Source organism: Roseomonas aeriglobus (assembly GCA_016937575.1).
Classification (GTDB): Bacteria; Pseudomonadota; Alphaproteobacteria; order Sphingomonadales; family Sphingomonadaceae; genus Sphingomonas; species Sphingomonas aerigloba.
Genome location: JAFHKN010000005.1, coordinates 41810 through 67229 on the forward strand (window position 1 = coordinate 41810; position 25420 = coordinate 67229).

26 protein-coding genes and 1 pseudogene are annotated in these 25420 nt (G+C 62.8%); 11 read left to right on the plus strand and 16 right to left on the minus strand.

Annotation, left to right across the window (positions count from 1 at the left end; translation table 11 throughout):
• The first annotated feature begins 128 nt into the window (after positions 1-128).
• Positions 129-1499, plus strand: coding sequence for a transposase (locus JW805_19400; GenBank protein ID MBN2974166.1), 1371 nt, complete (start codon positions 129-131; stop codon positions 1497-1499).
• 23 nt (positions 1500-1522) lie between these two features.
• On the opposite strand, the gene JW805_19405 is transcribed toward JW805_19400, so the two are convergent.
• The 4 genes from JW805_19405 to JW805_19420 all read right to left on the minus strand — a co-directional run bounded on the left by JW805_19405 (position 1523) and on the right by JW805_19420 (position 4952).
• Entirely contained in the window at positions 1523-2167 is a 645-nt protein-coding gene (locus JW805_19405; GenBank protein ID MBN2974167.1) for a recombinase family protein, read from the minus strand.
• A gap of 261 nt (positions 2168-2428) precedes the next feature.
• Entirely contained in the window at positions 2429-3220 is a 792-nt protein-coding gene (locus tag JW805_19410) for an SDR family oxidoreductase (protein ID MBN2974168.1), read from the minus strand.
• 47 nt (positions 3221-3267) lie between these two features.
• A complete protein-coding gene (locus JW805_19415) occupies positions 3268-4122 on the minus strand; it encodes an SDR family oxidoreductase (protein MBN2974169.1) in 855 nt (284 codons plus the stop codon).
• A 29-nt stretch (positions 4123-4151) separates the two neighbouring features.
• Positions 4152-4952, minus strand: a complete 801-nt coding sequence (locus tag JW805_19420; GenBank protein ID MBN2974170.1) for a dioxygenase — start codon at positions 4950-4952, stop codon at positions 4152-4154.
• Between the two features lie 130 nt (positions 4953-5082).
• On the opposite strand from JW805_19420, the gene JW805_19425 reads away from it, so the two are divergent.
• Positions 5083-5991 (plus strand): LysR family transcriptional regulator, encoded by a 909-nt coding sequence (locus tag JW805_19425; protein ID MBN2974171.1) that lies wholly within the window; start codon positions 5083-5085, stop codon positions 5989-5991.
• 218 nt (positions 5992-6209) lie between these two features.
• Here JW805_19425 and JW805_19430 read toward each other — a convergent pair whose 3' ends face one another.
• Together JW805_19430 and JW805_19435 are read right to left on the minus strand one after the other, a co-directional pair.
• On the minus strand, positions 6210-7226 hold the full coding sequence (locus tag JW805_19430) for a zinc-binding alcohol dehydrogenase family protein (protein MBN2974172.1): 1017 nt from the start codon (positions 7224-7226) through the stop codon (positions 6210-6212).
• Positions 7227-7315: 89 nt separating this feature from the next.
• Entirely contained in the window at positions 7316-8251 is a 936-nt protein-coding gene (locus tag JW805_19435; protein MBN2974173.1) for a LysR family transcriptional regulator, read from the minus strand.
• A gap of 113 nt (positions 8252-8364) precedes the next feature.
• Between JW805_19435 and JW805_19440 the strand changes: the two genes are divergently transcribed.
• The 5 genes from JW805_19440 (at position 8365) to JW805_19460 (ending at position 11074) form a co-directional block, all read left to right on the plus strand.
• Entirely contained in the window at positions 8365-9159 is a 795-nt protein-coding gene (locus JW805_19440; GenBank protein MBN2974174.1) for a type 1 glutamine amidotransferase domain-containing protein, read from the plus strand.
• 71 nt (positions 9160-9230) lie between these two features.
• A complete protein-coding gene (locus JW805_19445) occupies positions 9231-9527 on the plus strand; it encodes an antibiotic biosynthesis monooxygenase (GenBank protein MBN2974175.1) in 297 nt (98 codons plus the stop codon).
• Between the two features lie 10 nt (positions 9528-9537).
• Positions 9538-9717 carry a hypothetical protein gene (locus JW805_19450; GenBank protein ID MBN2974176.1) on the plus strand — a complete coding sequence of 60 codons (180 nt, stop codon included), beginning with the start codon at positions 9538-9540 and terminating at the stop codon, positions 9715-9717.
• A gap of 18 nt (positions 9718-9735) precedes the next feature.
• Complete coding sequence (locus tag JW805_19455; GenBank protein MBN2974177.1) at positions 9736-10476, plus strand: SDR family oxidoreductase; 741 nt, start codon at positions 9736-9738, stop codon at positions 10474-10476.
• A gap of 304 nt (positions 10477-10780) precedes the next feature.
• Positions 10781-11074, plus strand: coding sequence for an antibiotic biosynthesis monooxygenase (locus JW805_19460; protein ID MBN2974178.1), 294 nt, complete (start codon positions 10781-10783; stop codon positions 11072-11074).
• A 374-nt stretch (positions 11075-11448) separates the two neighbouring features.
• Here JW805_19460 and JW805_19465 read toward each other — a convergent pair.
• The 3 genes and pseudogenes from JW805_19465 to JW805_19475 form a co-directional block, all read right to left on the minus strand.
• Positions 11449-11598 (minus strand): annotated as a pseudogene (locus JW805_19465) (transposase).
• 14 nt (positions 11599-11612) lie between these two features.
• Positions 11613-12722: an S-(hydroxymethyl)glutathione dehydrogenase/class III alcohol dehydrogenase gene (locus JW805_19470; protein MBN2974179.1), complete on the minus strand. Its 1110-nt coding sequence runs from the start codon at positions 12720-12722 to the stop codon at positions 11613-11615.
• A 99-nt stretch (positions 12723-12821) separates the two neighbouring features.
• Entirely contained in the window at positions 12822-13811 is a 990-nt protein-coding gene (locus JW805_19475; GenBank protein ID MBN2974180.1) for a zinc-dependent alcohol dehydrogenase family protein, read from the minus strand.
• A 96-nt stretch (positions 13812-13907) separates the two neighbouring features.
• On the opposite strand from JW805_19475, the gene JW805_19480 reads away from it, so the two are divergent.
• The 3 genes from JW805_19480 to JW805_19490 all read left to right on the plus strand — a co-directional run bounded on the left by JW805_19480 (position 13908) and on the right by JW805_19490 (position 18389).
• Positions 13908-14528, plus strand: a complete 621-nt coding sequence (locus JW805_19480; GenBank protein MBN2974181.1) for a TetR/AcrR family transcriptional regulator — start codon at positions 13908-13910, stop codon at positions 14526-14528.
• A gap of 156 nt (positions 14529-14684) precedes the next feature.
• Positions 14685-17606, plus strand: a complete 2922-nt coding sequence (locus tag JW805_19485) for a Tn3 family transposase (GenBank protein ID MBN2974182.1) — start codon at positions 14685-14687, stop codon at positions 17604-17606.
• A gap of 25 nt (positions 17607-17631) precedes the next feature.
• A protein-coding gene (locus tag JW805_19490) for an IS5 family transposase (protein ID MBN2974183.1) occupies positions 17632-18389 on the plus strand; the annotation gives its coding sequence in 2 pieces (ribosomal slippage) (positions 17632-17953 and positions 17953-18389; 759 coding nt in all).
• 262 nt (positions 18390-18651) lie between these two features.
• Here the strand turns inward: JW805_19490 and JW805_19495 are convergent.
• The 4 genes from JW805_19495 to JW805_19510 form a co-directional block, all read right to left on the minus strand.
• Positions 18652-19857 carry an acyltransferase gene (locus tag JW805_19495; GenBank protein ID MBN2974184.1) on the minus strand — a complete coding sequence of 402 codons (1206 nt, stop codon included), beginning with the start codon at positions 19855-19857 and terminating at the stop codon, positions 18652-18654.
• A gap of 77 nt (positions 19858-19934) precedes the next feature.
• Positions 19935-20252, minus strand: a complete 318-nt coding sequence (locus tag JW805_19500; GenBank protein MBN2974185.1) for a hypothetical protein — start codon at positions 20250-20252, stop codon at positions 19935-19937.
• A gap of 162 nt (positions 20253-20414) precedes the next feature.
• A complete protein-coding gene (locus JW805_19505) occupies positions 20415-21299 on the minus strand; it encodes a DUF4396 domain-containing protein (protein ID MBN2974186.1) in 885 nt (294 codons plus the stop codon).
• 64 nt (positions 21300-21363) lie between these two features.
• The gene (locus JW805_19510; protein ID MBN2974187.1) at positions 21364-22677 is read right to left on the minus strand and encodes a type II restriction endonuclease; all 1314 of its coding nucleotides are present in this window, start codon (positions 22675-22677) and stop codon (positions 21364-21366) included.
• Positions 22678-23306: 629 nt separating this feature from the next.
• Here JW805_19510 and JW805_19515 point away from each other — a divergent pair.
• Positions 23307-23777 (plus strand): nuclear transport factor 2 family protein, encoded by a 471-nt coding sequence (locus JW805_19515; protein MBN2974188.1) that lies wholly within the window; start codon positions 23307-23309, stop codon positions 23775-23777.
• Here the strand turns inward: JW805_19515 and JW805_19520 are convergent.
• From JW805_19520 to JW805_19530, 3 genes are all read right to left on the minus strand, one after another.
• Complete coding sequence (locus JW805_19520) at positions 23774-24100, minus strand: 50S ribosome-binding GTPase (protein MBN2974189.1); 327 nt, start codon at positions 24098-24100, stop codon at positions 23774-23776. The two genes, JW805_19515 and JW805_19520, sit on opposite strands and share 4 nt — an antisense overlap.
• A 6-nt stretch (positions 24101-24106) precedes the next feature.
• Positions 24107-24418 carry a flagellar hook-basal body complex protein FliE gene (locus JW805_19525; GenBank protein ID MBN2974190.1) on the minus strand — a complete coding sequence of 104 codons (312 nt, stop codon included), beginning with the start codon at positions 24416-24418 and terminating at the stop codon, positions 24107-24109.
• 338 nt (positions 24419-24756) lie between these two features.
• Complete coding sequence (locus JW805_19530; GenBank protein ID MBN2974191.1) at positions 24757-25407, minus strand: hypothetical protein; 651 nt, start codon at positions 25405-25407, stop codon at positions 24757-24759.
• Positions 25408-25420 lie beyond the last annotated feature (13 nt).

Sequence of the window (25420 nt, forward strand, 5' to 3'; positions counted from 1 at the left end):
TGTTGAAAAATACCGGACATGCCGGGGTGCTCCTTCGTTTCACTCCTACCGTGAGAAGCGCCGCTATGATGGGACCAGCCTGTCGCGGTGGGCGGGAAGGGGCGTCCCGTCGCACCATAGAAGCCTTGTTGCCCGCAAACCACCTGTTGCGTCGTATCGATCAATGTCTCGATACGGGCGAGCTGAGAGAAGCGCTGGCTGATCATTACAGCGCGCGAGGTCGGCCGTCGATCGACCCCGAACTCCTCATCCGCATGACCCTGATCGGCCGCATCTACGCGATCACGTCCGAGCGGCGTCTGTGCGAGGAGCTGCGCTACAATCTCGCCTATCGCTGGTTCTGCCGTCTCACGCCGGGGGACAAGGTTCCGCACCACTCGACCTTCAGCAAAAACCGGCACGGACGCTTTCGCGATGCCGGCGTCTTCCGGCAGCTGTTCGAGGCCACGGTTCGCCGCTGCATCGGGAAGGGCTTGGTCGGAGGCAAGGACGCCGCGATTGATGCCTCGTTCATCGAGGCTGATGCGTGCTGGCAGCGCAAGACCGTACCTGGCTATTTGCCCTACGTAGCGAACGCCGGTCGTCCTGTCCGGGAGTGGCTGGCCGATCAGGGTAGTATCAGCACAAAACCTGGCGGCTCGAAGGATTTCGAGGGTGTATCGCGAACCGATCCCGCCGCAGCCTGGTCGGCACGCCCGGGGCGCGCGCGGTTCGGCTATGCACTGAATGCGCTGGTCGACACGCCGAGCGGCGTCGCGCTCGACGTCGAAGCGACGCCGGCGCGCTTTGCCGAGGAGGTCGATGCCGGCCGTGTCATGCTCGGACGAGCCGCCGATCGCTTTGACTATCACCCCAAGCGGATTGCTGCAGACAAGGCCTATGGCAGCGCCGGCTTCCTCGGTTTCGTACGCGACCAAGGCGCGATCCCGCACATCCCGGTGATCGACCGCACGCAGCAGACGAAGGGCAAGCTGCCGCGAACGGCATTCAGCTATGATCGCGACACCGACAGCTTCACCTGTCCGATCGGCAAGACGCTCCGGCACTACACCTTCCACCTGCGCACTGGCGTACACCGCTATGCTGCCGATGCACGGGACTGCGAAGGCTGCGTGCTTCGGAAGACATGCACGAAGGCCCGTCGTCGCACACTGGTTCGTCTCGACAATGAGGACGCCCGGGATCTCGCTAGGGCCGAACTGGAAACCGGGCTCTTCAAGCGATCCATGCGATTGCGGCGCGGGGTCGAGCGGTTCTTCGCCGACGCCAAAGGCAAGCATGGCATGCGGCGACTTCACCTGCGTGGCATCCGCGGAGCGGAGGAGGAATTCCTGATTGGCGCGGCCGTGATGAACCTGATGATCCTGGCGCGACCACAGCGTCTGACCGACAAGCCCAGACGAGGCAGGTGCATTCCAGCAGCGTTGACCCCGGCGGCCATATCGGCCCGGTCGATCGAGCATGATGTGATCGTCTCGCCACCGCGACGATATGCCTGATCGCTGATGGGCTTTGCGCACGGTCACGCGGCGCGCAGTCGTTCTTTGCGGTACGGCACGCCATCGAGCAGCGCCTGGCCGGGCGCCTTGGGCGTGCCGTCACCATTCACGTACATATAGAGTGTCGTGGTCGTCATGCCGAGGCGGCGCGCGACATCGGCCGCGACTGCGTTGCGATCGGACATTGCAGCCATCGCCATCGCGAGGGTGGCCTTGTCCATCTTGCGAGGCCGACCGCCCATCCGTCCCCGTGCCCGTGCCGCGGCAAGTCCCGCCTGTGTCCGCTCGGCGATGAGCTCGCGCTCGAACTCGGCGAACGCTGCGAAGATGCCGAAGGCGAGGCGACCGTTGGCGGTCGTGGTGTCGATCTGCGCGCCGGCACCCGCCAGCACCTTCAGGCCGATGCCGCGTTCGCGCAGCGCCTCGGCCGTGACGACCAGATGGCGAAGATCGCGCCCAAGGCGATCGAGCTTCCAGAGGACCAGTGTGTTGCCGGGTTGCAGTGCCTTCAGGCACGCGGTTAGACCGGGGCGGGCGTCGTGCCGCCCCGACGCAAGGTCTTCGTAAATCCGCGAGGGATCGACGCCGGCAGAGAGCAACGCATCGCGCTGGGGTGCCAGCGTCTGTGACCCGTCAGCTTTGGACACCCTCATATATCCAATGAGCATTGTTACCCCGCCAGAAAAGACATCCGACAGCCTGCAATATGCCAGTGGTTTCCGCAACGGGTTTTCCGATTGGTGGAATGCGTTGACGAGGCAAAATCAGCAACCGCCAGAAAACCGGTCGTTTTTCTGGCGGTCTGGCTTTCCGTTTTGCCACGCTCGACAAGCAGTTCGGGAAACGGCACCCGCCTTGCCGTCTGTCGTGCAACTCGCGCATTGGTCGTGTTGGCCGCCCTTTCCAATCGGGATGGGACAAACTGAAAGTCAGGCGATCGTATCCACCACACCGCCGTCAACGCGTAGCGCCGCACCGGTGGTCGCGGACGCCTGCGGAGAGGCGATATAGACGCACAGGTTGGCGACTTCCCCGACCGTGGCAGCACGCCGAATAATGGAGGACGGTCGGTGCGCCCTGACGAAATCGGCGCCGGCCTCTTCCAACGATTTGCCCGATGCGACCGCGTCCGCCAGCATCTCGGTCACGCCCTCCGACAACGTTGGACCGGGAAGAATGGCGTTCACCGTCACGCCCGTGCCCGCCATGCGCTTGGCCAGCCCACGCGACAAGGCAAGGTCGGCCGTTTTGGTCACGCCGTAGTGGATCATGTCCGCCGGGATGTTTAGGCCGGATTCCGAGGACAGGAACAGCACCCGACCCCAGCCTTTGTCCCGCATCCCCGGGAGATAGGCCCGGGACAGGCGTACGCCCGACAACACGTTGACCCGGAAGAAGCGCTCCCATTCCTCATCGAGTGTCTCGAAAAAGTCCTGCGGGCCGAAGATGCCGGCATTGTTCACCAGGATGTCGACCGCTGGAAGCGCGGATACGATGGCATCGCATCCGGCTTCCGTTCCGACGTTTCCGGCCACACCGCGCACATCGGCATCCCCGAACTCACGCTTCAGCTTGGCAACAGCCTCCTGGGTCCGGCTCTCGTCGCGCCCGTTCAGGACGACGATCGCCCCGGCCGCCGTCAACCCCTTCGCAATCGCAAAGCCAATGCCGGCCGTCGAACCTGTCACGAGCGCCGTCTTGCCGGAAAGGTCGATGTTCATGCGTTATCTCCAGGGATGATCTTTATCGGTCGGGGTTGTCCGTAACGTCAGCCCTGCGCGGCGAGTTGCGCCCGCACGGCGTCGGCCAGCGGTGTCGTCGAACGCCCGATCAGCTTCGAGAGTTGGTGGCCGTCATCAAACAGCGCACCGTTCGAGGCATCGACGTCCCATGCGGCAAGCCCTTCGGCGAAGCCCTCGGGCAGGCCCACCTGCTTCAGGATCGCAGCGTAATCGGCCTGCGGCAGGTCGCGGTACGGGATGTCGCGACCCGTCTGGCGCGAGATCTCGGCGGCAAGGTCGGCGAGCGTCACCGCGTCGTCACCGGCCAGCTCATAGGTCTTGCCCTCATGGCCGTCGCTGGTCAGCACGATGGCTGCGGCTTGGGCATAATCGGCGCGGGTCGCGAGCGACAGGCGTCCCTCGCCAGCGCTGCCGACGAGCGCGCCATTCTCCAGGGCTGCGGGAATCGAGCCGGTGTAGTTCTCGGTGTACCAGCCATTGCGCAGGAGAGTCGTTGGGATACCGGAGGACGCCAGCAGCGCTTCGGTCGCGCGGTGTTCCTCACCCAGGCTGATCGGCGATCGGTCGGCGTGCAGCAGGCTGGTGTAGACGATACGCTTGATGCCCGCCGTCTTGGCGGCCTCGATGACGTTGCGGTGCTGTGCCTCGCGCTGCCCGACCTCGCTCGACGAGATCAAAAGCAACGTGTCGATCCCGGCCAGTGCCGGAGTGAGTGTCTCAGGCTGCGCGTAATCGAACGCGCGTGCCTCGACACCCAGGTCGCTGGCCTTTTCGGGCGAGCGCACCAGCGCCACGATCGGCTCGCCGGTCGACTTGCGCTTCAAGCTTTCGATGACGAGGCGGCCAAGCTGGCCAGTCGCGCCGGTGACGCCGATGGTCATGACAATTCTCCTTCAGTGACGCGGTGAGATCAGTTGAAACGGAAACCCGAGATGGCGGTCGACAGCACTTCCTCGGCATAGACCCGGGCGCCTTCGCCTTCGGCCGCGCCGGCCGCGACCATCAGGGGCAGCAGATGCTCCTCCTTGGCGGGCGGATGGGCGAACCGCGCCGATGGCGCATCGGCCCAATGCGCCAGACGCTCGGCTCGCTGCGCACCATCCAGTTCCATGCTCTCGGCCAGCCACTGGTCGAACGCCTGCGAGCCGGGCGTCGAGCGCGGGTCGCCATAGGCGCGCATGTTGTGGAAGCTCATGCCCGAACCCAGGATCAGCACACCTTCCTCACGCAGCGGCGCGAGGGCGCGGCCCGCAGCGACATGGAGGGCCGGGTCCAGCCCGCGCTCGACGGACATCTCGATCAGCGGAATGTCCGCATTCGGAAAGGCGACCTTGAGGGGCACGAACACGCCGTGATCCAGGCCCCGCTCCGGGTCGACAGAGGAAGGGATCCCCGCATCCTTGAGCAGGGCCGCGCCACGGGCGGCGAGCGCGGGCGAGCCTGGTACGTCGTAGCGCAGCTGATAGGTATGGGGCGGGAAGTTGTAATAGTCGTAGATCAGCTCGGGCCGTTCGGCGCCGGTCAAGGCAAAGCCGTCCGTCTCCCAATGTCCCGAGACGACGAGGATAGCCTTGGGCTTCTCGGCAAGCGAGTTCGGCAGGCTGCGCAGGAACGCTTCCATACCGCTCCACACGCCGCGCGGATCGTCCATGAAGAAGCAGGGGCCGCCGCCATGCGGGATGAAGTAGGTAGGCTGGACGCTCATGGTCATACACTCCGGTGCAGGCGCCACGGAAGCCGCCTGGATCATTGTTCGATCTGTTGACCGGGATATGTGCCCACTATCGCGCAATGATAATCTGCCACATAGAAGAGTCAGCTTCAACCACGGGTAGGAAATCATGGCGGATCGGTTGACGGGTATGGACGTGTTCGTGCGGGCGATCAGGCTCGGTGGCATCTCTGCTGCCGCACGCGATCTGCACATGTCGCCTGCGATGGCGGCCAAGCACCTGGATGCTCTTGAAGCGCGGCTTGGCACAACGCTGGTCCAGCGCTCGACGCGTCGGCTGTCGCTGACCGAGGCAGGGACCGACTATTTCGAAAAAGCCGAACGCATCCTGATGGAGATCGGTGAAGCCGAGGCGGAGGCATCGTCGCGGTCGATCACCGCGCAGGGGCTGCTGCGCGTCAGTGCGCCCGCCACCTTCGGCGTTCTGCACCTTGCCTCACTCATCCCTGCTTTCTCCGCACGTCATCCCGAGGTGACGATCGAACTGAGCTTCAACGATCGTTACGTCGACCTGCTGGAAGAACGTTGGGATGTCGCCGTACGGATCGGGCGCCTCGCCAACAGTGCGCTTGTTGCCCGCAAGCTCGTGGCGATGCGCGTCGTGTTGTGTGCCGCCCCCTCTTATTTGGCGAGGCGGGGAACGCCAACCCGCCTGGCCGATCTCGGCGATCACGATTGTCTGGGCCACACCAACGCGTCGCTTGCAGGAACGACATCGTGGGCGTTCGGCAAAGACGGGACGATCAAGGTGCCGATCTCAGGATCGATGTGTTCCGACAATGGCGAGGCCTTGGTTCGCGCTGCCATCGCGGGCCAAGGGCTGGTCTATGGGCCACGCTTTATTGCGGCAGAGGCGCTTCGCGCCGGCCAATTGAGCGAGCTTGAGCTGGACGAGCCGCCTATGATGCTGGGAGCGGCATATGCCATCACACACCCGACGCGGCGCCCCGCCGCCAAGACGCGGGCGTGGATTGACTTCTTAGCCGAAGCACTCCCCGCTCTTGGCACCGATTGGTGAGAGGCCGAGCTAGCAGACGTCCCGAGTTTTCACCCGAGCACCGCGTCTGCTATCTCAAAACATCACGGTCTTTTATGATTGTAGATATCAGTGACCCAGCGAAAGCGACGCCCACAACCGCACATGGCTGGCATCGATAACGCCGAGGCTTGGTCCCTTTCAGTTGGTGCAGCGGGGGCTGCGGGCACGGCGGACGTTGCGGGTGAGCGTGAACCGCATCACTGCCAACCCTCGATGACGATCTTGCCGCGTGCGGAAGTGCTCTCAAGCGCCTGGTGCGCACGCTTGAGGTTCGCGGCGTTGATGGGGGAGAACCGTTCGGTGAGGGTGGTGCGCACCTCGCCGGCGTCCACGAGGCTGGCGATGGCCGACAGGATCTGACCCTGCGTTTCCATATCAGCGGTCTCGAACATGGACCGGGTGAACATAAACTCCCAGTGGGTCGACACCGACTTGCGTTTGAACGGTACGACATCGAGCGTCTTGGGGTCGTCGATGAGCGCAAAACGTCCCTGCGGGGCGATCAGCTCGGCGATCTGCTCGATATGCTCGTCGGTGTGCGTGGTCGAGAAGACGAAAGCCGGCGCGCCGATGCCCAAATTCGCCACTTGCCGAGCCAGCGGCTGGCGATGATCGATGACATGGTGCGCACCGAGCTCACCCACCCAGGCCTGCGTTTCAGGGCGCGAGGCCGTCGCAATGACGATCAGCTCGGGTACTTGGCGAGCAAGCTGAATTGCCATCGAGCCTACCCCGCCAGCACCCCCGACAATCAACAGCGCATGTGCTGCACCGGCTACAGGAGTACGCACGGACAATCGCTCGAAGAGGGCCTCCCACGCGGTGATCGCCGTCAGCGGCAACGCCGCTGCCTCTGCCCAATCGAGGCTGGCCGGCTTCTTCCCGACAATGCGCTCATCGACCAGGTGCAACTCGGCGTTAGTCCCATCGCGGCCGATGCTGCCCGCGTAGAACACCTCGTCCCCGGCTTTGAAGTCGTTCACGTCCGGGCCGACGGAACGAACGACACCAGCGGCATCCCAACCCAGCACACGCCAGTCGCCGCGGATCGGACCCGAGCCGCTGCGGACCTTCGTATCAACCGGGTTTACCGAGACGGCCTTCACCTCGACGAGGAGATCGCGCCCAGTGACTACGGGATCGGGAAGCTCGATGTCGACGAGCGATTCCGCACGATCGATCGTGCCGTGCTGCTGATAAGCTACTGCGCGCATGATAAGTCCTGTCGTTTCAGAGGCTATATAGCGATACTTGGTGAGTCGGGGGATATGCACAACCGCCGTTGCCGGTCCGACAGCGTCCCTCAGGCTGGCGACGGCGTGGCTGCCGCTGCCGTCTTTCCCTTGAGATCGGTGATGACCTCGCCGATCAGCGTCCGCAGCCAGCGGTGTGCGGGATCGTGCCGGTAGCGGACGTGCCAGGCCATCTCGACGGGGAAGCTGCCGAGGTCGACCGGGGCCGGCAGGATCTTCAGCCGGGGGTCGTGCATCAGCCGCCTGCAGATGAGCGAGGGCAAGGTGGCGCAATAGTCGGTCACCGCCACCATCTCCGCGACCGCGAAGAAGTTGGTCACGGAGATCGCGACGTCGCGCTTTAGCTGCTGCTGCGCCAGCGCCTGGAAGAGCCCGGCGCGCATCCGTCCGGGCGGCACGATGTTGACGTGCTTCATCGTCTCGAACTGCTCGCGGGTCATGGCATCGCCGACGTCCGGATGGTCGGCGCGGACGGCGCAGGCGAGCCCCTCGTCCATCAGGTGCTGGACGACGAGGTTGTCGGGCGGGTCAACGATGCGGCCCAGCACGAGCGCCGTCGTGCCCGACACGACGCCCGTCTCAACGAGATCGTTGCCGTAGGGGGTCAGGCGGAGCTTAATGCCGGGTGCGACTTTCTGCAGTCGCGCCACGACCGCGGGGACGAGGACGAATTCGACATAGCCGTTCGGCGCGATGGTGAAGAGGCGTTCGGCCTGTGCGGGGTCGAAGGCCTGCTGACCGAGGACCGCGTCGTCGAGCTGTGCGAGCGCTTCGGCGATCAGCGGCGCGAGTTCTAGCGCGATTGGGGTCGGCTGGATGCCGTAGCGCTCGCGGACGAACAGCTGGTCCTGAAGCATTAGTCGTAGACGCGATAGGGCGTTAGACAGGGCGGGCTGTGTCATGCCCATGCGCTCGGCGGCCCGCGTGACGCTGCGCTCCTCCATCAACGCGACAAAGATCGGCAGCAGGTTCAGATCATAGCGCACGCAGTTATACTGTCATACTTATATCTGAAATCAAGAAGATAAACTTCTAGAATATGTCAACAAGGCCCATTTCTCATCCATCGGCGACGGACGCCGCGAACATGGAGGTTCAGATGAGCAAGGGACAGGTTCTCGTTCTTGGATCGAACGCGACGCAGATCGGTCTGCGTGGCGGTGGTACCGCGACGATCGGTCAGTATCTCAACGAGACGGCGGTCCCCGCGCTGGCTCTGCTCGACGCCGGCTATGATATTGTTCTCGCCACGCCCAATGGGGCCAAGCCACACATCGACGCCGTCTCCGTTTCGGTTGATCATTTTGGCGGCGATGAGACGGCATTCCAGCGCGCCAAGGACTTTTTTGCCAGCCACCCGGCGATGAACGACGTCCGCAGCTTGCGCTCTGTCGTCGAGGGCGGCCTGGACGGCTTCGTCGGAGTGTTCGTGCCGGGCGGCCACGCTCCCGTCGTCGACCTGATGCAGGACCACGACGCGGGCACGATCCTCCGTCACTTCCACACGGCGGCCAAGCCGACCGCGCTCCTCTGCCACGGACCGGTAGCCGTTGTCGCTACGCTCGACGATGCTCCGGCCTTCCGCAAGGCGCTGGAGGAAGGCGATGACGCCGGGGCGGCCGACCTGGCGCGAGACTGGATCTACTCGGGCTACCGCATGACCGTCTTCTCGGCGAGCGAGGAGAAGATCGCCGAGGAGCAAGTGCTGAAGGGCGAGCTCTTCTTCGACATGGAAAAGGCGCTGCTCTCGGCCGGTGGCGACGTCTCGGTCACTGACAAGAACTTCGCTTCGAATGTCGTCGTGGACCGGGAGCTGATCACGGGTCAGAATCCGGCGTCGGACCAGGCCATGGCCGACGCTTTGATCGAAGCCCTCGATCGCGCCGCGGCGTGAGTACCAGGATGACGGGCGGGGCGCTCAGGATGCGCCCCGCTTCGCATATAACCATGACGAGGAACGGTGCCATGACAGCCAACGTGAAGATCGTCGCCGTGCTCACCGCCCGTGCGGATACCGTCGACCGCCTGCACGCTCTGCTCGACGCCATGTTAAAGCCGAGCCGTGCGGAGCCGGGCAATTTGCGCTACGATCTCTGGCAGGACCAGAGCGATCCGAACCGCTTCGTCCTCGACGAGCTGTACGCGGACGCGGATGCAGTTGCCGCCCACCGCGCGACGCCCCACTTCCAGAACTACCTCTCTGAGATCGGCGATCTGGCCGAGCGCGGCGCGTTCGTCCTCAACCCCGTCTCCGCGACCTGAGGGTGCTGCCATGGGCAAGCTTAAAGAATGGGTGGGGTCGGCGCTGCTGGCACAACCGTTCTACGTAGAGGAGCTGCGGATGATCGGCCTGTTGGCACCTGCGCTTCGCCTGGGCCTTATTGGCCTCGTTTATCCACGCGGCGGCTACCGCTGGCGCGGGGCCGCGATCCAGCGGAAAATCAACATCTGAAATCAAGGACACACAGTCATGACCAAAGGCATCGAAGGCAAGGTTGTTCTCATCACCGGCGGCAGCACCGGTATCGGCGCGGAAACCGCGCGGCTTCTCGCTGAACGCGGCGCCAAGGTGGCCATCGCCGCACGGCGCAAGGACAAGCTCGACGAGGTCGTCGCGCAGATCGCCGAGAACGGCGGAACGGCACGCGCCTATGCGCTTGACGTCACTGACAAGTCGGCGGTCCAGTCCGTCGTCGCCGCGATCGTCGCCGACTTCGGCCGTCTCGACGTACTGATCAACAACGCCGGTCTGATGCCGATCCGTCCGATGGCCGAGGTCAACACCGACGAGTGGGACCAGATGATCGACGTCAATTTGAAGGGCACGCTCTACGGCATCGCCGCGGCTCTTCCCGGCTTCCTGGAGCAGGGCAGCGGCCACATCATCAACCTGAGTTCGGTCGCCGGCATCAAGGTCTTCGCCCCGGGCGGCACGGTCTATTCCGGCACCAAGTTCGCCGTCAGCGCGATCAGCGAAGGTCTTCGCCAAGAGGTGGGCGAGAAGGTCCGCGTCACGTCGATCGAGCCCGGAGCCGTCGAGAGCGACCTGAAGTTCACGACGTCGGGTACGGCTGCTGAGACGGTGCTGGACTTCTACAAGCAGGCCATCCCGGCGGCATCGGTGGCGCGTGCTATCGCGTTCGCTGTCGAACAACCTGATGACGTCGACATCAACGCGATCGTCATCCGGCCGACCGCACAGCAGTTCTGACGATGGAGAGGAGGCGGAGCGGAGTGTGCTCCGCCTTCGTTACGTCAGTCAATCGCACCGCCGTTCAGCTAAAATTGCGGCGTAGCGACAAACGTGCTGACGATGTTGTATCTCACACTTCAAATTAGTCCTTGGTCGGCGCAGCGAGCCTTCCGGAAAGGAGCCCATTCCATGCCGAACGCGAACCCTATCGATGGGGCCACGCAACCCGATACCGAAGCGCGTGACCGCTGGGCAACGTTTCCACCCTCTCGTTCGTTATTTAGACAACTAATACCTAGTCATTTATCTTGAGGAGTTGGTCATGCCCAAACTTGCGCTGTACGTGCCACTGAAGGCCAAGCCCGGAAAGGAGAGCGAAGTCGCGGATTTCTTGACCTCGGCGCTACCGCTCGTTCAAGCCGAACCCGGTACCCTGACCTGGTATGCGATCCAGGAAGGCCCCGGTGCGTACGCGATCTTCGATACGTTCGACACAGAGGAAGATCGGCAGGCGCATCTTGACGGCAAGGTTGCCGCCGCACTTATGGACAAGGCCGATGAGCTGTTCTCCGAACCGCCGCAGATCCATAAGTTCACCCTACTGGCAGCTAAATAGCAGAGTGCTCGACACCGTTCCGTCGGGCTTGGCTGAACGGCATACCGGGACTTCATACACCCGCGTTCTCGAGGTACGATGTTGGAGTCCTGAACTGCCGTTCGACTGAACGGTGAGATACGTCTGCCATTCGGAATGAACGGGCCGGCTTTGGACTTCAATCAGAAGAACACGACAGGCCATCCGCCATAATGGATGGCCTGTCTTTTGCGTTTTATCCCGCTTTTGATGCTGCTGCTGATGACGTGCTCCCCGTTGTTACCGCTCAGACGTAGAGTCCACATGGTTCACGGCCGGTGGTTGAGGACATGCCAACTTGGTCCGGGGCATGCCGGACCAGTTTGGCCGGCGATCTGGGTGTGGGTACACCCGCCGAGTTGTGAGGCCGGCCTGACGGTGTTGTAGTCCTGCCGCCAGGCAGCCAGCACGGCCTCGGCGTAAGCCAGCGAGGTGAACAGCGTATCGTTGAGGCATTCGTCGCGCAGTTGGCCGTTGAAGCTCTCGACGAAGGCGTTCTGGGTCGGATTGGATCGGCGGGTCAGTAGTGGATAACCGTGCGGATCGACTTGCCTTCGTGCATCAGTTCGAACGCCTCGTTGATCTCCTCCAAACCCATGGTGTGGGTAACGAACGGGGCCAGATCGATATCGCCTCTCATGGCGTCCTCGACCATGCCGGGGAGCTGTGTACGTCCCTTGACGCCGCCGAAAGCGGACCCCTTCCAGACTCGGCCCGTAACGAGCTGGAATGGACGGGTGGAGATTTCTTCGCCCGCGCCAGCAACGCCAATCACGATCGACTGACCCCAGCCACGGTGCGCTGATTCAAGCGCGGCGCGCATGACGTGGACGTTGCCGATGCACTCGAAGGTATGATCGATGCCCCAGCCCGTCATCTCGATCAGCACTTGCTGGATGGGCTTGTCATGGTCCTTGGGGTTGATGCACTCGGTCGCACCGAACTGGCGTGCCACCTCGAACTTGGACGGATTGGTGTCGATGGCGATGATGCGACCCGCCTTCGCCTGGCGCGCACCCTGAATCGCCGCGAGGCCGATGCCGCCCAGGCCGAACACGGCGACCGAGTCTCCGGGCTGGACCTTGGCGGTATTGTGGACTGCGCCGATGCCGGTCGTGACGCCGCAGCCGAGCAGGCAGACATGTTCGGGGTTTGCCTCGGGATTGATCTTGGCGAGCGAGACTTCGGCGACGACAGTATATTCACTGAAGGTTGAACAGCCCATGTAATGATAGAGGGGCTGACCATTGTACGAAAAGCGGGTGGTCCCATCGGGCATCAAGCCCTTGCCCTGCGTTTCGCGGACAGCGACGCACAGGTTGGTCTTGCCCGACAGGCAGAAGTCGCACTTGCCGCATTCGGCGGTGTAGAGCGGAATCACGTGATCGCCCGGTCCGACGCTGGTGACGCCCTCACCGACCTCGACAACGATACCCGCGCCCTCGTGGCCCAGAACCACCGGGAAAACACCCTCCGGATCACTCCCCGCCAGCGTGTACGCGTCGGTGTGGCACACACCGGTGTGCGTCACCCGTATGAGGACTTCGCCTTTCCGGGGTGGGGCGACATCGATCTCGACGATTTCGAGTGGCTTGCCCGCCTCGAAGGCTACAGCGGCGCGAGATTTCATGTTGGGATACCCTCGTTGAGTTAACCGATTGCTGGTGCGAGGCCGTTGCGTCAGCGCAAATTCGTGGGGGAGCGATCGCTCACTCCCCCGGTATGCCGGTCAGACCGTAACGACGACCTTGCCGATCTGGTCGTTCGATTCGAGGAAGCGGTGAGCGTCCTGGATGGCGTCGAGCGGGAAAGTGCGCGCGATCCGCGGCTTGAGCGCGCCCGATTCCAGACCCGCCACGATGAACGCCTTAGCGCGATCGAGGGCGGCATCGTCCGAGACGATCTCGCTGTAGAGATACCCCTTGAGCGTGAGGCTCTTGCCCAGCACGGAGAACAACGGGAACGGCGTCGGTTCGCCGCTGAGCGCGCCATATTCGAGCAGGATGCCTCCGCGTGCCATGCTCTCGGTCAGCGACTCGAACGACGGGCCTCCGACCGGATCTAGCACCACGCGCGCACCCTGACCATCGGTTATCTCCATCACCTTCGCTACCAGATCCTCTTCCCCGGTCGCGACGACATGATGTGCACCGGCATCAAGCAGGGCCTGGCGCTTGGCGCCGGTACGCGTCGTCGCGATCACCGTAGCGCCGACCATCCGCGCAATCTGGAAGGCAGCAAGACCGACGCTGCTGGAAGCAGCGGTGACGATGACGAAATCGCCCTCGCCGAGCTTCGCCTGCTCCACCAGCGCACCCCAAGCGGTGACATACTGCATCCACACGGCCGCCGCTTCCTCGAACGAAAGCGCCGCCGGATGCTTGACGACGAGGCGGGCGGGCACGTTGGCGACCTCGCCATAGGTGCCCCAGCGCGCGATATCGAGCGGGGGGATGAGGCTGACGGCTTCGCCTTCCGCAAACCCGGTCACGTCCGCGCCGACCGTGCCGACAATACCGGCAGCCTCGTAGCCGAGGCGGCTCGGGAACTCGGCTTCCTGAAGGTAGGCATGGTTGCGGAACATCACTTCGGCGCGGTTTATGCCTATCGCCTTGACAGCGATCTGCACCTCGTCGGCCGCGGGCGCGGGCACTGCCACATCTTCAATCTTGAGGACGCTGGCGTCGCCATATTCGTGGATCCGAACGATGCGGCTCATGGACCATTCCTTGATTATTGAACGATCGTTCTGTATCGATGTCAGCGACGAGGTTCAAGCCATTATTTATCGATCATTCCATATCGGGCACCAGACATGACAGACACGAAAGCTCGTCGTGGCGCAGGCCGCCCTCGAGAGTTCAACACTGACGCTGCGCTCGACAAGGCGGTACGGCTGTTCTGGCAGCGCGGCTACGAGGCGACATCGATGGCCGATCTGGTGGCAGAGACTGGCGTCGCCGCCGCCAGTCTCTATGCGGCGTTTGACAACAAGGCGGGGCTGTTCGCGGCGGTGATCGAGCGCTACGCTGCGACGTTCAGCGTCCACCTCTATGAACCCATCAACGATCCGGCGTTGTCCACCTTCGAGGCCGTCAAAGGCCTGCTGGAACGAGCGGCGTCATCGTTCTCGGAACCTGGAACGCCGGCCGGCTGCTTCATGTATTCGGCAGCGGCAGCCGTGTCGCCGGCGTCCGCCGCCATCGAATGCCTGCTGCGCGACAAGCGTATCGCGGCGGAGGCCCTCCTGATCGAGCGTTTACATCGGGGCGCCGCGCAGGGCGAGCTTGCGGCCGATACTGATCCGGCCGTCCTAGGCAAATTCATCAATACGGTCATGGAAGGCATGTCCGTTCAAGCGCGCGACGGCGCTACGATCAACGAACTTCTCTCCATCGCCGAAATGGCACTCGATCGATGGCCGGCTGCGGTTTGATCGTCCAAACGAGATCCCAGCAGCCTGTTTTTCAACAGCCACGAAGGTTTGAGGCGGTGACGAACATGAGCACATAAGATTGGGCTATTGTGTATCTTAACCAGCATCTCAATCAAGCTATCTCAAACCGTAGCTCGGAAAGAATAAGGAGCATGTATGCCGCGTCGCGTGACCCTGACCGATCGACAGCGCGAGGCGCTGCTTCACTTGCCGGTCGATCAAGGTGAGCTGCTGCGGCACTATACCCTCAGCGATGAGGATCTCGGGCATATCCGCCAGCGCCGGCGCGCCCACAATCGTTTTGGCTTCGCGCTGCAACTGTGCGTCCTGCGCTACCCGGGCCGGGTGCTCGCTCCTGGCGAGTTGATCCCGGCGCAGGTATCGGATTTCATCGCGGCCCAGCTCGGCCTGACCAGCGACGATCTACTCCTCTATGCCGCGCGCGAGGAGACCCGGCACGAGCATCTGGCGGACCTTCGCCGAATCTACGGCTATCGCTCCTTTTCGGGGCGGGGCGCACGGGATTTGCGCGAATGGATCGCTCGGGAAGCCGAGGCGGCGACATCGAATGAGGATCTTGCCCGTCGCTTCGTTGCGGAGTGTCGCCGCACCCGCACGATCCTTCCCGGCTCCTCGACGATCGAGCGCCTTTGCGCCGATGCGCTGGTTGAGGCCGAGCGCCGGATCGAGGATCTTATCGCCCATCGCATCACGCCAACCCTGAGCGAGAATTTGGCTCACCTGTTGGAGGATACGGTGGATGGTCGCGTCACGCGCTTCGTATGGCTGCGACAGTTCGAGGTTGGCGCAAATTCAGCAGCCGCTAACCGGCTGATGGATCGACTGGAATATCTTCAAAGGTTCGATCTTCCGGCGGATTTGCTGGACGGCGTGCCGGCGCATCGTGTGACCCGGCTTCGCCGGCAGGGCGAGCGCTATTACGCCGACGGCATGCGTGATCTGCCCGAAGACAGGCGGCTTGCGATCCTCGCTGTCTGCACCCTGGAATGGCGGTCATCGCTGGCCGATGTCATCGTGGAGACCCACGATCGCATCGTAGGCCGTCTCTATCGGGCCTCCGAACGCCTTTGCAACACCAGGATCGCCGACGCAAAGGCGGCCGTTCGGGACACGCTGAAGTCCTTTGCCGAAATCGGTGGTGCTTTGCTTGGAGCGCAGGACGATGGCACGGCCCTGGACGGGATAATCGCCACCGGGCCTGGCTGGGAACGGTTCAGAACCCTTGTCGCCACGGCCTCCGCGCTGACCAACGTGCTCGCGGCCGACCCGCTCAGCCGTGTGCTGGACGGCTATCACCGTTTCCGCCTCTACGCGCCCAGGATGCTGCGCCTGCTCGACATGCAGGCGGCGCCGATCGCCACGCCTCTTCTGGCGGCCGTTGCGATGCTGCGTAACGGGATCAAGGTCGATCCGCCGGTGGATTTTCTACGTCCCAACTTGAAATGGCATCGTCATCTTCGCGCTGAGCCCAGCGGCGACCACCGGCTTTGGGAAATCGCGGTGCTGTTCCACATCCGCGACGCCTTCCGGTCCGGTGACATATGGTTGGCGGGATCGCGCCGCTATGGCGACCTCAAGCAGCTTCTGGTCCCGCCACAGGCGATAGAGCAGACCGCGCGGCTCGCCGTGCCGCTGCGACCCGGCGAATGGCTGGCCGAGCGCAGGGCTCGACTGGATACACGGCTGAAGGAGTTTGGCCGCGCGGCGCGAACCGGCACGATCCCAGGCGGCATCATCGAGAACGGCAAGCTGCACATCGACAAGCTGAGGGCCGACACGCCCGAAGGGGCCGAGGATCTCGTGCTCGATCTCTATCAACAGCTCCCGCCCGCGAGGATCACCGATCTGTTGCTGGAAGTCGATGAGCGAACCGGATTTTCCGAGGCGTTCACGCATCTGCGCACCGGCGCGCCCTGCAGCGACCGGATCGGCCTGATGAACGTGTTGCTGGCGGAAGGCGTCAATCTCGGTTTGCGCAAGATGGCGGCGGCGACCAACACGCACAGCTTCTGGGAATTGCTGCGGATCGCGCGCTGGCATGTCGAAGGCAGCGCCTATGATCGGGCGCTCGCCATGATCGTGGAGGCCCACGCCGCCCTGCCCATGGCCGCCTTCTGGGGACAAGGGCAATCGGCATCCAGCGACGGGCAGTTCTTCCTTGCTACCGAGCAGGGCGAGGCGATGAATCTGATCAACGCGAAATATGGCAACGTCCCGGGCCTCAAGGGATACAGCCATGTGTCCGATCAATATGCGCCGTTCGCAACCCAGGTGATCCCGGCAACGGTCAGCGAGGCTCCCTATATCCTGGACGGGCTGCTCATGAATGACGCGGGCCGCCGCGTTCGCCAGCATTTTGCCGACACGGGCGGCTTCACCGATCATGTGTTCGCCGCCTGCGCCTTGCTCGGCTACAGGTTCGCCCCCCGTATCCGCGATCTCCCTCAGAAAAGACTCTATGCCTTCACGCCCAACGCGACGCCGGCCAATGTGCGAGCGCTGGTCGGAGGTAAGATCAATGAACCGCTCATCGAGCGCAACTGGCCCGACATCCTGCGCATCATGGCGACGATCGCAGCGGGGATCGTCGCCCCCAGCCAGATTCTTCGCAAGCTCGCCTCTTACCCGCGCCAGAATGAGCTGGCCCTCGCATTGCGAGAGGTGGGCCGCATCGAGCGAACCCTGTTCATGATCGACTGGATTCTTGATGCCGGCCTCCAGCGCCAGGCTCAGATCGGCCTCAACAAGGGTGAGGCCCACCACGCCCTAAAGCGCGCCATCAGCTTCCACCGCCGAGGTGAAATCCGGGATCGATCCGGCGAAGGCCAGCACTATCGCATCGCCGGAATGAACCTGCTCGCCGCCATCATCATATTCTGGAACACCATGAAGCTCGGCGAGGTCGTCAATACCCGGGCCGCCAGCGGTACCCATATCGCGCCTGATCTACTCGCCCACGTCTCGCCGTTGGGATGGGAACACATCAATCTAACCGGGGAATATCGCTGGCCCAAATCCCTAGGGTCAGGACCCATTGATGTGGGAGGCGCGATCTGATTCAGGCTCCGTGAGGAGAGAGTGGATGAGCGACCTGTACTGGCTGACGGATGAGCAGATGGCGCGTCTGCAACCGTTCTTTCCCAAGAGCCATGGCAAGCCTCGGGTCGATGATCGGCGGGTGCTCAGCGGCATCATTTTCGTCAATCGCAACGGGCTACGCTGGTGTGATGCACCGAAGGACTATGGGCCGCACAAGACGCTCTACAATCGCTGGAAGCGGTGGAGCGAGAGGGGTATTTTCCTGCGAATGATGGAAGGTCTCGCGGCAGCGGAGGCCGTGCCGAAGACCGTCATGATCGACGCGACCTACCTGAAGGCACACCGCACGGCATCGAGTCTGCGGGTAAAAAAGGGGATCTCGGCCGTCTGATCGGCCGCACGAAAGGCGGCATGAACACCAAACTGCACGCCGTCAGCGATGCGGACGGGCGGCCCTTGAGCTTCTTCATGACCGCCGGGCAGGTCAGCGACTACACCGGCGCGGCAGCCTTGCTCGACGATCTGCCGAAAGCACAGTGGCTGCTTGGCGACCGTGGTTATGATGCCGATTGGTTCAGAGACGCCCTGGAAGCCAAAGGCATCCAGCCCTGCATCCCGGGCCGCAGATCGCGCAACGAGCCGGTCAGATACGACAAGCGCCGCTACCGGCGCCGCAGCCGCATCGAGATCATGTTCGGCCGTCTGAAGGATTGGCGCCGCGTCGCAACTCGCTACGACCGCTGCCCAACCGTCTTCTTCTCTGCCGTCGCCCTCGCGGCCACCGTCATCTTCTGGCTATGACCAATGAGTCCTGACCCTAAACTGTCGATCATCACGAACATAACGAAATACATGATGATGCCGCTGACGACGGTCTGCACCGCCAAGCTCACATATGCGTTCTTCATCATCGCTACTCTCCCGTGTTGATGCCGCCCGCCCGCATAAGTGCGCCGCGCCGTGTCGCGCGTCGCCGGACAGGCTAGCGCATCCATAACAGTCAGTGGATGATACGTGCGTAATCCATCCACCCCTCACCGATTCGACAAGCCTTGCTGCAGTTCTAGGATACCAAACGGCCCGCGCACGCTTTCTGGACGGTCAACAGCTTGGCGTAGAAGAAGGTGCGTACCCGCGCGGTGTGCCGTTCGGTGAGAGTCGCAAACAGACCACAGGCAAAAACTGCAAGTGCGAGCGTAGCGCCAACAAGTGCGATGTTGCCCGCCGTTGGTGGTAAGCGCTCAGAGCCCACTAACAACGCTGCGGCGAATGCCATGATTGGAAAGTGCATGGCATAGAGTGAAAAGCTGGCTTTTGCTCCATAACCGGCGAACGGTCGCAACCAGCGCGGCGTTGGCGGATTCGCTCGTAGCAATATATATAGAAAAAGTGCGAATGCGCCCGCCAGTGCCAGTTCAAGGCCCTCCAGTCCGACAACCCGCACAACGATAAGTATTGCCGGTAATATGCTGCTCGCAATGATCAGCCAGGTGCGGCCAATCGGTGATCGGGGAAAATTCGTCAGATGCGTTTTGGTCATACCATGAAGCGCAGCACCACAAAGCCAACAAGCAAAGCCGATCAGCATGAATGGCGTAATCCAGGCCAGACCGATAAAAATTAAGAAGATTGACGGGCGACGTTGCCTCCAACTGACGACAATGGCCGGAAACCAGATGTAAAACCAGAATTCATAAGCGAGGCTCCAAAGTGGTCCGTTAGTGCCGAACGGCGCAACCACGATGCCCTGCAAGAAGAGAATGTTGCCTAGCAGCACATGCCACTCGAGCGCGCCGACGACATCCTTGCGCAGCACGTAAGTCTCGGTCGTGCCGAGATGGGTCGATGACTCGAGGGCGTAGAGGCCCACCGCGTCGAGCGCTCCACCGATCACCAATGCCGGCACTAGCACGACCAGCAATCGCGCAAGGCGGTCGATCAGGTAGCTTGACCAATGCCAATCCCCGATCCGTCTGTCGATACTGCGCGCGATCCAGAAGCCGCTGAGCACGAAGAAAAGAATGACGCTTGCATGCGCATAACCAGCCAAAAAATAGCCGGCCGAAGCCGCGACCGAGGCTTGCCCGCAATAATCTTCGATGAGGAGATACCAAGCATGTGCGAACGCGACTACGACTGCCAGGACACAGCGCATGGCATCCATAACCGCAAAAGCGCCCTGACCCGACTTCTGGTCGCCGCGCTCCATGTCTTGCCCAGATTTGGTCGAAAAGCCGTCTCCGCGGCGCGCATCCGTTGTATCCCCCATGCATACGATACGACGGCAGATCGCTTACCCCTCAAACTCGTGCCTTCTTTTTTGCCGAACAGGGTGGGGCCAAGCTGTTACGACAGCGATGCTGCCCGTTGGCGGGCGCGATAGAGACGCGTTTCGGCCGCCTTCTCGCTTATGTCGAGTATCAGTGCGGTTTCGACTTGGCTGATGCCCTCGATAGTCCGGAGGACCAGCGATTCCTTCAAGGTCGTTGGCAACACGGCGATGGCACGTGTCGCCCGGTCCAGTTCCTGTCGATTGGCTACGGCGTCTTCAATCGCGTTTCGGTCTCCCGGGACAGCCTCGGCCTCCCTGCCAATTGGCACCGCCAATGACAAATTGCCGCACGGCGTGCTGGCCACCCATTTAAGGCAATGGTTCATCGCCATGTGAAGGCAGGGCACATGGCATTCGTGGCAGGGCGTCCATGCACGCCTTCATGTCGGGGTTGATCTGGTGCATCTCTCTACCTCCGTGTGAGTCCCCGCCTGCCCCTGATACGCGCGCCGCGGAATCACCCCTTGTCGCGATCTCCGTCGATCGAGGCGATGCTACATCGCCCATCGGCCGAACAGCGTTGCAACTATGATGCCCGCGCCAAGCATTAGGAGCGTCAGCGCCGTCATCGCGACGATCTGCGGTCCGGTCACGCGCGGGCCCGTCCCCATGCCGCTCATCCCTGCCATCGCATCGTGCTTCATGTCCGGCATCGGCGTAGCCGATTGCCGGTCCGCGGCGACCTCGTGCCCGCCATGCCCGAGTACGCGCACCGTGCCCATGCCGTGCTTCAACCGGACGCCGACAAGCCAAAGGTTGATAGGGTAGGCAACGGCGAAGCCGACAAGCGTCGCAAGCGACATGACGCCCCAAAAGCGAAGCGAGTTGGCGTGCATCGCAGCCATGTCCCGGCTCATCAACACCACCATCGTCGGGATCATGCCGGCCATAACGGCATTCATCGAAAGCCATTCGGGGATGAACGACATGCGAAGCGCCCCCCAATAGGAACCGCCCGCCATGTCGCGCATGAACAGCGCCTGGAAAATCAGCAGCCCGAACGCGAAGCCGAACACATATTCCGCAATCACGTCCTGCCACATCGGCAGGCCGAGTGCCGTGGTGATCGCGGCCGCGGCGATGACGCCGGTCGCGTCACCCGCCATGCAATGAATGGCCGACCCGAACGCCTGCTTCCAGAGCGGCCGAACGAAGTCCTCGTGCCGCTCGTTCGCCGGTTCCTGGCAGGACAGGACATAGGCCGCGGCCATGATCGGGCCGCCGTAGAGCGTGACCAGCAGCCACCCCCATTTCATCACCCGCAACTCGGGGTTGCGGGTGAAGGCATCCCACGCGACGTAAGCGACCGATATCGCGGTCAGCACGAACCATCCGATCAACACGGCGTCGAGCCAGGGGGCCGGGGAAGGCATCGTCATGGCAGCTCTCCTCTACATGCTAGAGGATACGTGGCTCCCCGCGCCAGCCCTCGCGCGGGGCGTGTCAGGCGAGCTTGCTGGATACGGCCTTGATCGCCTTCAGCCCCGATCCGAACCGCGCGATGGCCTCGCGGTTCCTCTCCAGCTCGCCGTAAGGGAGGTAGGATATGTCGAGGTCGGCGACGCGGCTGAACGCGGGCCGCTGCAATTGCGCACGAACGTCCGCCTCGCGCGCGTCGGGCGCGACGAGGAACAGTCCCGCGGTCGCGTGAAGGTCGCTACCGCTCAAGGCCAGGTCGAGCATCCTGACGATGCCCGAATAGATCGACGTCGAATGCTCCACCTCGAACGCTGCGGCGACGTGATCGCCGGCCTTTTCAAGCCACAGCACGTCGATCAGCCGGATGGAATCAGCGCCCTTCGACCTCGCGATCGTCTCGGGCAAGCGCTCAAGGCACCCTGCGCCCAAGGGCGATCCGTTGAAGGCTCGGCTGCGATCGTTTGCGGCGATCCATACGTCATAGCCGAGTGCCAAGCCTAGATCGCGAAGCCATGCCTGAATTTCGGTATGGGTGCGCTCGTTCTCGCCTTCACGCTGCGCGGCCTTGCTAAGCGTGCGCGCCTCTTCGCGCGCCGCCTCGAGCCGCTGCCCCCAGCTCGCCAGAGCCGCGCCGCTCACGTCGAGCGGCGGGGCCGGGTAGCGATCGGAGCCGATGTCGAACAGCAAGCCGCCGATCGCGCCCAAGTCGTTCGATAAAAGGTCGCGGAAGCGGTCGTTGAGGTCGAGGATGCCGGTTCGCATCGCTAGGAAATGCTCCCAGCTCCCAAGCTTCACGTTCGCCCCCGTCAGCGCGTTGTAACCCTTGACGATCGCGGTGTTGAAGGGCGGCACCAGCGTCGGGTGAAGGAAGTAGAGGAGGTTGGCGACAGCAGGCCCAAGCCCCTTGATCTTCAGGCGGTCGATCGCGTGGATATGGCCGATGATCTCCTCGGCCGTGTCGCAACACGAACAGGCGTCTAGCAGGCGGCCGAACGCGCGCTGGTTCTCGGGGCTCTCGTATATGTCGGGGATGCGCAGCTTCGGTTTCCAGAGGAACGCATGGTCCGCACCTTTGAAGATTTGGCGCTGTTCGGCAACGGAATGGACGACGGTTTCGAGCGACGATCCGCGATAGGCGACGCCAAACGAACCGCGCTCGATCTCGCCGACGACCTGGGTGATACCGCGCCGGATCGAACGAAAATTCTTCAGCCGCTCGTCCCACAGGAACCAGCTTCGATAGGTCGCGCCCGGATCGTCACGCCAACGGGTAATGAGCCGACGCACAAGGCCGTCGTGATCCTCTTTGGTAGTTATTTGATCAAGTTGCGCGGCCATGTTGTCGTTGCGATGCCCCCTTCGTTAAAGCGAGACCTAAGCCGCCGGTCGGCCAGCGTCGAGCCGTTCCGTTAAGTGGACCGTTACTTCGCTCGGGCTGAACGTACCGATTTTGCAACGGTGCAGACGCTTGGTGGCACGATGAGCCGTGAGGGGAACGTCCGCCGCTACGTATTGACCAAAGTAAGCAAATTTGCGGGAAGCGCTGAATCATGCGGACTTCGAAGCTGACTTTGCTGGCGGCGGCACTGGCGCTCGGCATGGCGATGGGTCGTGGGCACGATGAGGCCGCAACCAAAAACAAGACCTTCGGACAGCGCTTAGCAAGCTGGCTCGGTTGCCTGCACACGGTGGTGATTCACTTTCCGATCGCCTTGATCATCGGTGCGTTCGCAGTGGAGCTACTCGGGCTTTGGCGGCGCAAGCCTTTACCGAGATACGGCACGCGTCATGCTGGTCGTCGGCTCGGTAGGCGCGATCATCGCCATCGCCGTCCAGGGTTGGCTAGGGGGTTCTTTCATGCATGGCGGCCTCGACCATCTCGCGTTCTGACGTCAGCCGCTGCTCCATATTGATGCGTCAAATGGAGATATCCTAAGGTCGGCTAATTTTGTTTTGGGAGATGATAAATGAGCACCTGCGTGAAGATGATTATAGCGGTGTCGATCGCTCTTCCTGCCGCAGCGTGGGCGCAGTCAGACGCCCGCACCACTGACACACGTGCCGTGGCGGCGGCGCTGTCACAGTATAAGGACGCGATCGAAAAGCTTGACGCTGCTGGAACCGAGCAACTGTTCACGACCGACGCGCGGGTTTTCGAGACAGGAGCATCTGAGGGCAGCTACGCCACCTACCTGGCTCATCATCTCGGTCCCGAGCTGAAGCAGTTCAAATCGTTCCGCTTCTCCGACTACAAGGTTGACGTCCGCTTCGAAGGGTCGGTTGCCCTTGCGACCGAGACCTACCGTTACCGGATCGAGCCAAAAACCGGTGAGGCCGTCGAACGACTCGGCGTCGCCACAAGCGTGCTTAAGAAGATGAACGGACGATGGAAGATCGTGTCCATGCACAACAGCGCTCGGAAACTGAAGGGCACCTAACGGATTGCCGGCAGAGACTGTCGCGTGAACGTTTTTGGCACGTGCGTGCGGTCCGGGTCGTCCGCCCGTGCATGGACGGCGATCATGCCGGAAGCTGGGGGCGGATCATCCCCCAGCCATAGCACCAGGTCGGCGGCTGCCATGCTCTCGCGCGCACGCTCCACCCCGATGGCTTCAATCGGATCGCTCGTGTCGGTGCGCCCCGCGGTGTCTGTGAAGACCCATGCCAGCCCGCCCCGCTCGACCGGCGCCTCGATCCGATCGCGCGTCGTGCCGGCAATTCGCAGCACCGGATTACCGATCCAGGGATGTGCTTTCGGCAGATTGCGCTAGACCGGCATACTCATGATGTCCTTGTAGGCCGAAAGCACTTTATTGCGAACTTGTAACGTCGCCTCGAAGGCGATTGAGGACTCCTGCCGCGCTAGCATGACCTTCGCAATGTCGGTTTCCTCTCCTCGTTCGTAGGCGACCGTCAAAGCACCAGCGCGCGCATTGATCGCGTTAATTTTTTGAAGCTGCGTCTGAAAAGTAGAGGCGAAGCCGCCTGGCTCCGCGTGTCCTGGCTGCGACACGCCCGCCGCTCCGCTCACCCCTGAGACGGAATTTGGGCTATCCACCGTTCCCAGCGCGGTGTTCATCGCTGCGTCAAAAGCCGCTCCTCTCGCAGCCGCGGAAACGGCGACAGAATTCGGGTTGCTCGCTATATTCCGAAGCGCCGCGTTCTTGTCGAGGACGGCGTTCCGCAGGGCCATAACGTCGTTGATGGAGATGCTGCTCATATTCACCCCGGTGCGACTTCTATCGCATCTGTATGATCGCACTGTAAGCATTAGAAGATGGTTAACGACGCTTAGTATTGATTGCCTGATCGTGAAGCCATGCGCCGACCTCTAATTGGACCCGCCCAAGCGTGCCACGGTGAGGACCGGGCCGGATTGTCTATTGTCAATTGCTTGGCGGAATAGATACGCGGCCACTACGGGGCGACCTTAATTGTGCATCGCACTGTGGCACGCGCCCGATTCGCCGCTTTGCTGCAACCCTCGATCGTTTCACGATTGGCCGTCACGATCTTGTCGGCCGCGACGATCGCGCGGAACTGTGCGGCGTCGGCGCTCTGCATCATCCGCTGACCTGCCTCCCAACGGGGCATGTCAAGCGTCCGCGCCGCCATGCGCTCGGGCCATCGCCAGCTCGCCGGCGCGAGCTCGCGCGCGACGAGGCCCGGCACGATCGCCCATGCGAGGATGCCGGCCGCTACCCCGCCCAAGGCGAACCATAGCTGCCGGTTTCTCTGGTCGGCGCGTGTCCATGCGGACCCGGCGATGGCGCGAAGCTCGGCCATGACGCGGGCCTTGTCCTCGCCCGCCTTGGCGAGCGCCGCCTGATCCTCGCGCCGGGCGGCGTTGCCCACCGCGGCGATCCGTTGCGCCATCTGCTCCGGCGTCATCGCCAGCGCCGGACTCCGCACGATCACGTCGTTGATGAGCGCGACGCGGGCGGCCGTGGCGTCCACGCCCTGCTGCATCCGCCCTAACGTCTCGGTGTAGTCGGGAACGTCGATCGCGCCGCGCTCGGCCGCCAGACCCTCCACGGCGCGGCGCAACAGCGCCAGCTCGCCACGCATGGCCTCGAACGCC

What these genes read in the sequence shown, in the direction of transcription:
- JW805_19515 (MBN2974188.1), top strand. Translation starts at nt 23,307, where the DNA reads ATGAGCACCTGCGTGAAGATGATTATAGCGGTGTCGATCGCTCTTCCT.
- JW805_19470 (MBN2974179.1), bottom strand. Translation starts at nt 12,722, where the DNA reads ATGAAATCTCGCGCCGCTGTAGCCTTCGAGGCGGGCAAGCCACTCGAA.
- JW805_19460 (MBN2974178.1), top strand. Translation starts at nt 10,781, where the DNA reads ATGCCCAAACTTGCGCTGTACGTGCCACTGAAGGCCAAGCCCGGAAAG.
- JW805_19455 (MBN2974177.1), top strand. Translation starts at nt 9,736, where the DNA reads ATGACCAAAGGCATCGAAGGCAAGGTTGTTCTCATCACCGGCGGCAGC.
- JW805_19505 (MBN2974186.1), bottom strand. Translation starts at nt 21,299, where the DNA reads ATGACGATGCCTTCCCCGGCCCCCTGGCTCGACGCCGTGTTGATCGGA.
- JW805_19420 (MBN2974170.1), bottom strand. Translation starts at nt 4,952, where the DNA reads ATGACCATGAGCGTCCAGCCTACCTACTTCATCCCGCATGGCGGCGGC.
- JW805_19510 (MBN2974187.1), bottom strand. Translation starts at nt 22,677, where the DNA reads ATGGCCGCGCAACTTGATCAAATAACTACCAAAGAGGATCACGACGGC.
- JW805_19415 (MBN2974169.1), bottom strand. Translation starts at nt 4,122, where the DNA reads ATGACCATCGGCGTCACCGGCGCGACTGGCCAGCTTGGCCGCCTCGTC.
- JW805_19425 (MBN2974171.1), top strand. Translation starts at nt 5,083, where the DNA reads ATGGCGGATCGGTTGACGGGTATGGACGTGTTCGTGCGGGCGATCAGG.
- JW805_19500 (MBN2974185.1), bottom strand. Translation starts at nt 20,252, where the DNA reads ATGGCGATGAACCATTGCCTTAAATGGGTGGCCAGCACGCCGTGCGGC.
- JW805_19430 (MBN2974172.1), bottom strand. Translation starts at nt 7,226, where the DNA reads ATGCGCGCAGTAGCTTATCAGCAGCACGGCACGATCGATCGTGCGGAA.
- JW805_19495 (MBN2974184.1), bottom strand. Translation starts at nt 19,857, where the DNA reads ATGGGGGATACAACGGATGCGCGCCGCGGAGACGGCTTTTCGACCAAA.
- JW805_19440 (MBN2974174.1), top strand. Translation starts at nt 8,365, where the DNA reads ATGAGCAAGGGACAGGTTCTCGTTCTTGGATCGAACGCGACGCAGATC.
- JW805_19450 (MBN2974176.1), top strand. Translation starts at nt 9,538, where the DNA reads ATGGGCAAGCTTAAAGAATGGGTGGGGTCGGCGCTGCTGGCACAACCG.
- JW805_19485 (MBN2974182.1), top strand. Translation starts at nt 14,685, where the DNA reads ATGCCGCGTCGCGTGACCCTGACCGATCGACAGCGCGAGGCGCTGCTT.
- JW805_19480 (MBN2974181.1), top strand. Translation starts at nt 13,908, where the DNA reads ATGACAGACACGAAAGCTCGTCGTGGCGCAGGCCGCCCTCGAGAGTTC.
- JW805_19530 (MBN2974191.1), bottom strand. Translation starts at nt 25,407, where the DNA reads ATGCGTGGCGAGCTGGCGCTGTTGCGCCGCGCCGTGGAGGGTCTGGCG.
- JW805_19525 (MBN2974190.1), bottom strand. Translation starts at nt 24,418, where the DNA reads ATGAACACCGCGCTGGGAACGGTGGATAGCCCAAATTCCGTCTCAGGG.
- JW805_19445 (MBN2974175.1), top strand. Translation starts at nt 9,231, where the DNA reads ATGACAGCCAACGTGAAGATCGTCGCCGTGCTCACCGCCCGTGCGGAT.
- JW805_19410 (MBN2974168.1), bottom strand. Translation starts at nt 3,220, where the DNA reads ATGAACATCGACCTTTCCGGCAAGACGGCGCTCGTGACAGGTTCGACG.
- JW805_19475 (MBN2974180.1), bottom strand. Translation starts at nt 13,811, where the DNA reads ATGAGCCGCATCGTTCGGATCCACGAATATGGCGACGCCAGCGTCCTC.
- JW805_19405 (MBN2974167.1), bottom strand. Translation starts at nt 2,167, where the DNA reads ATGCTCATTGGATATATGAGGGTGTCCAAAGCTGACGGGTCACAGACG.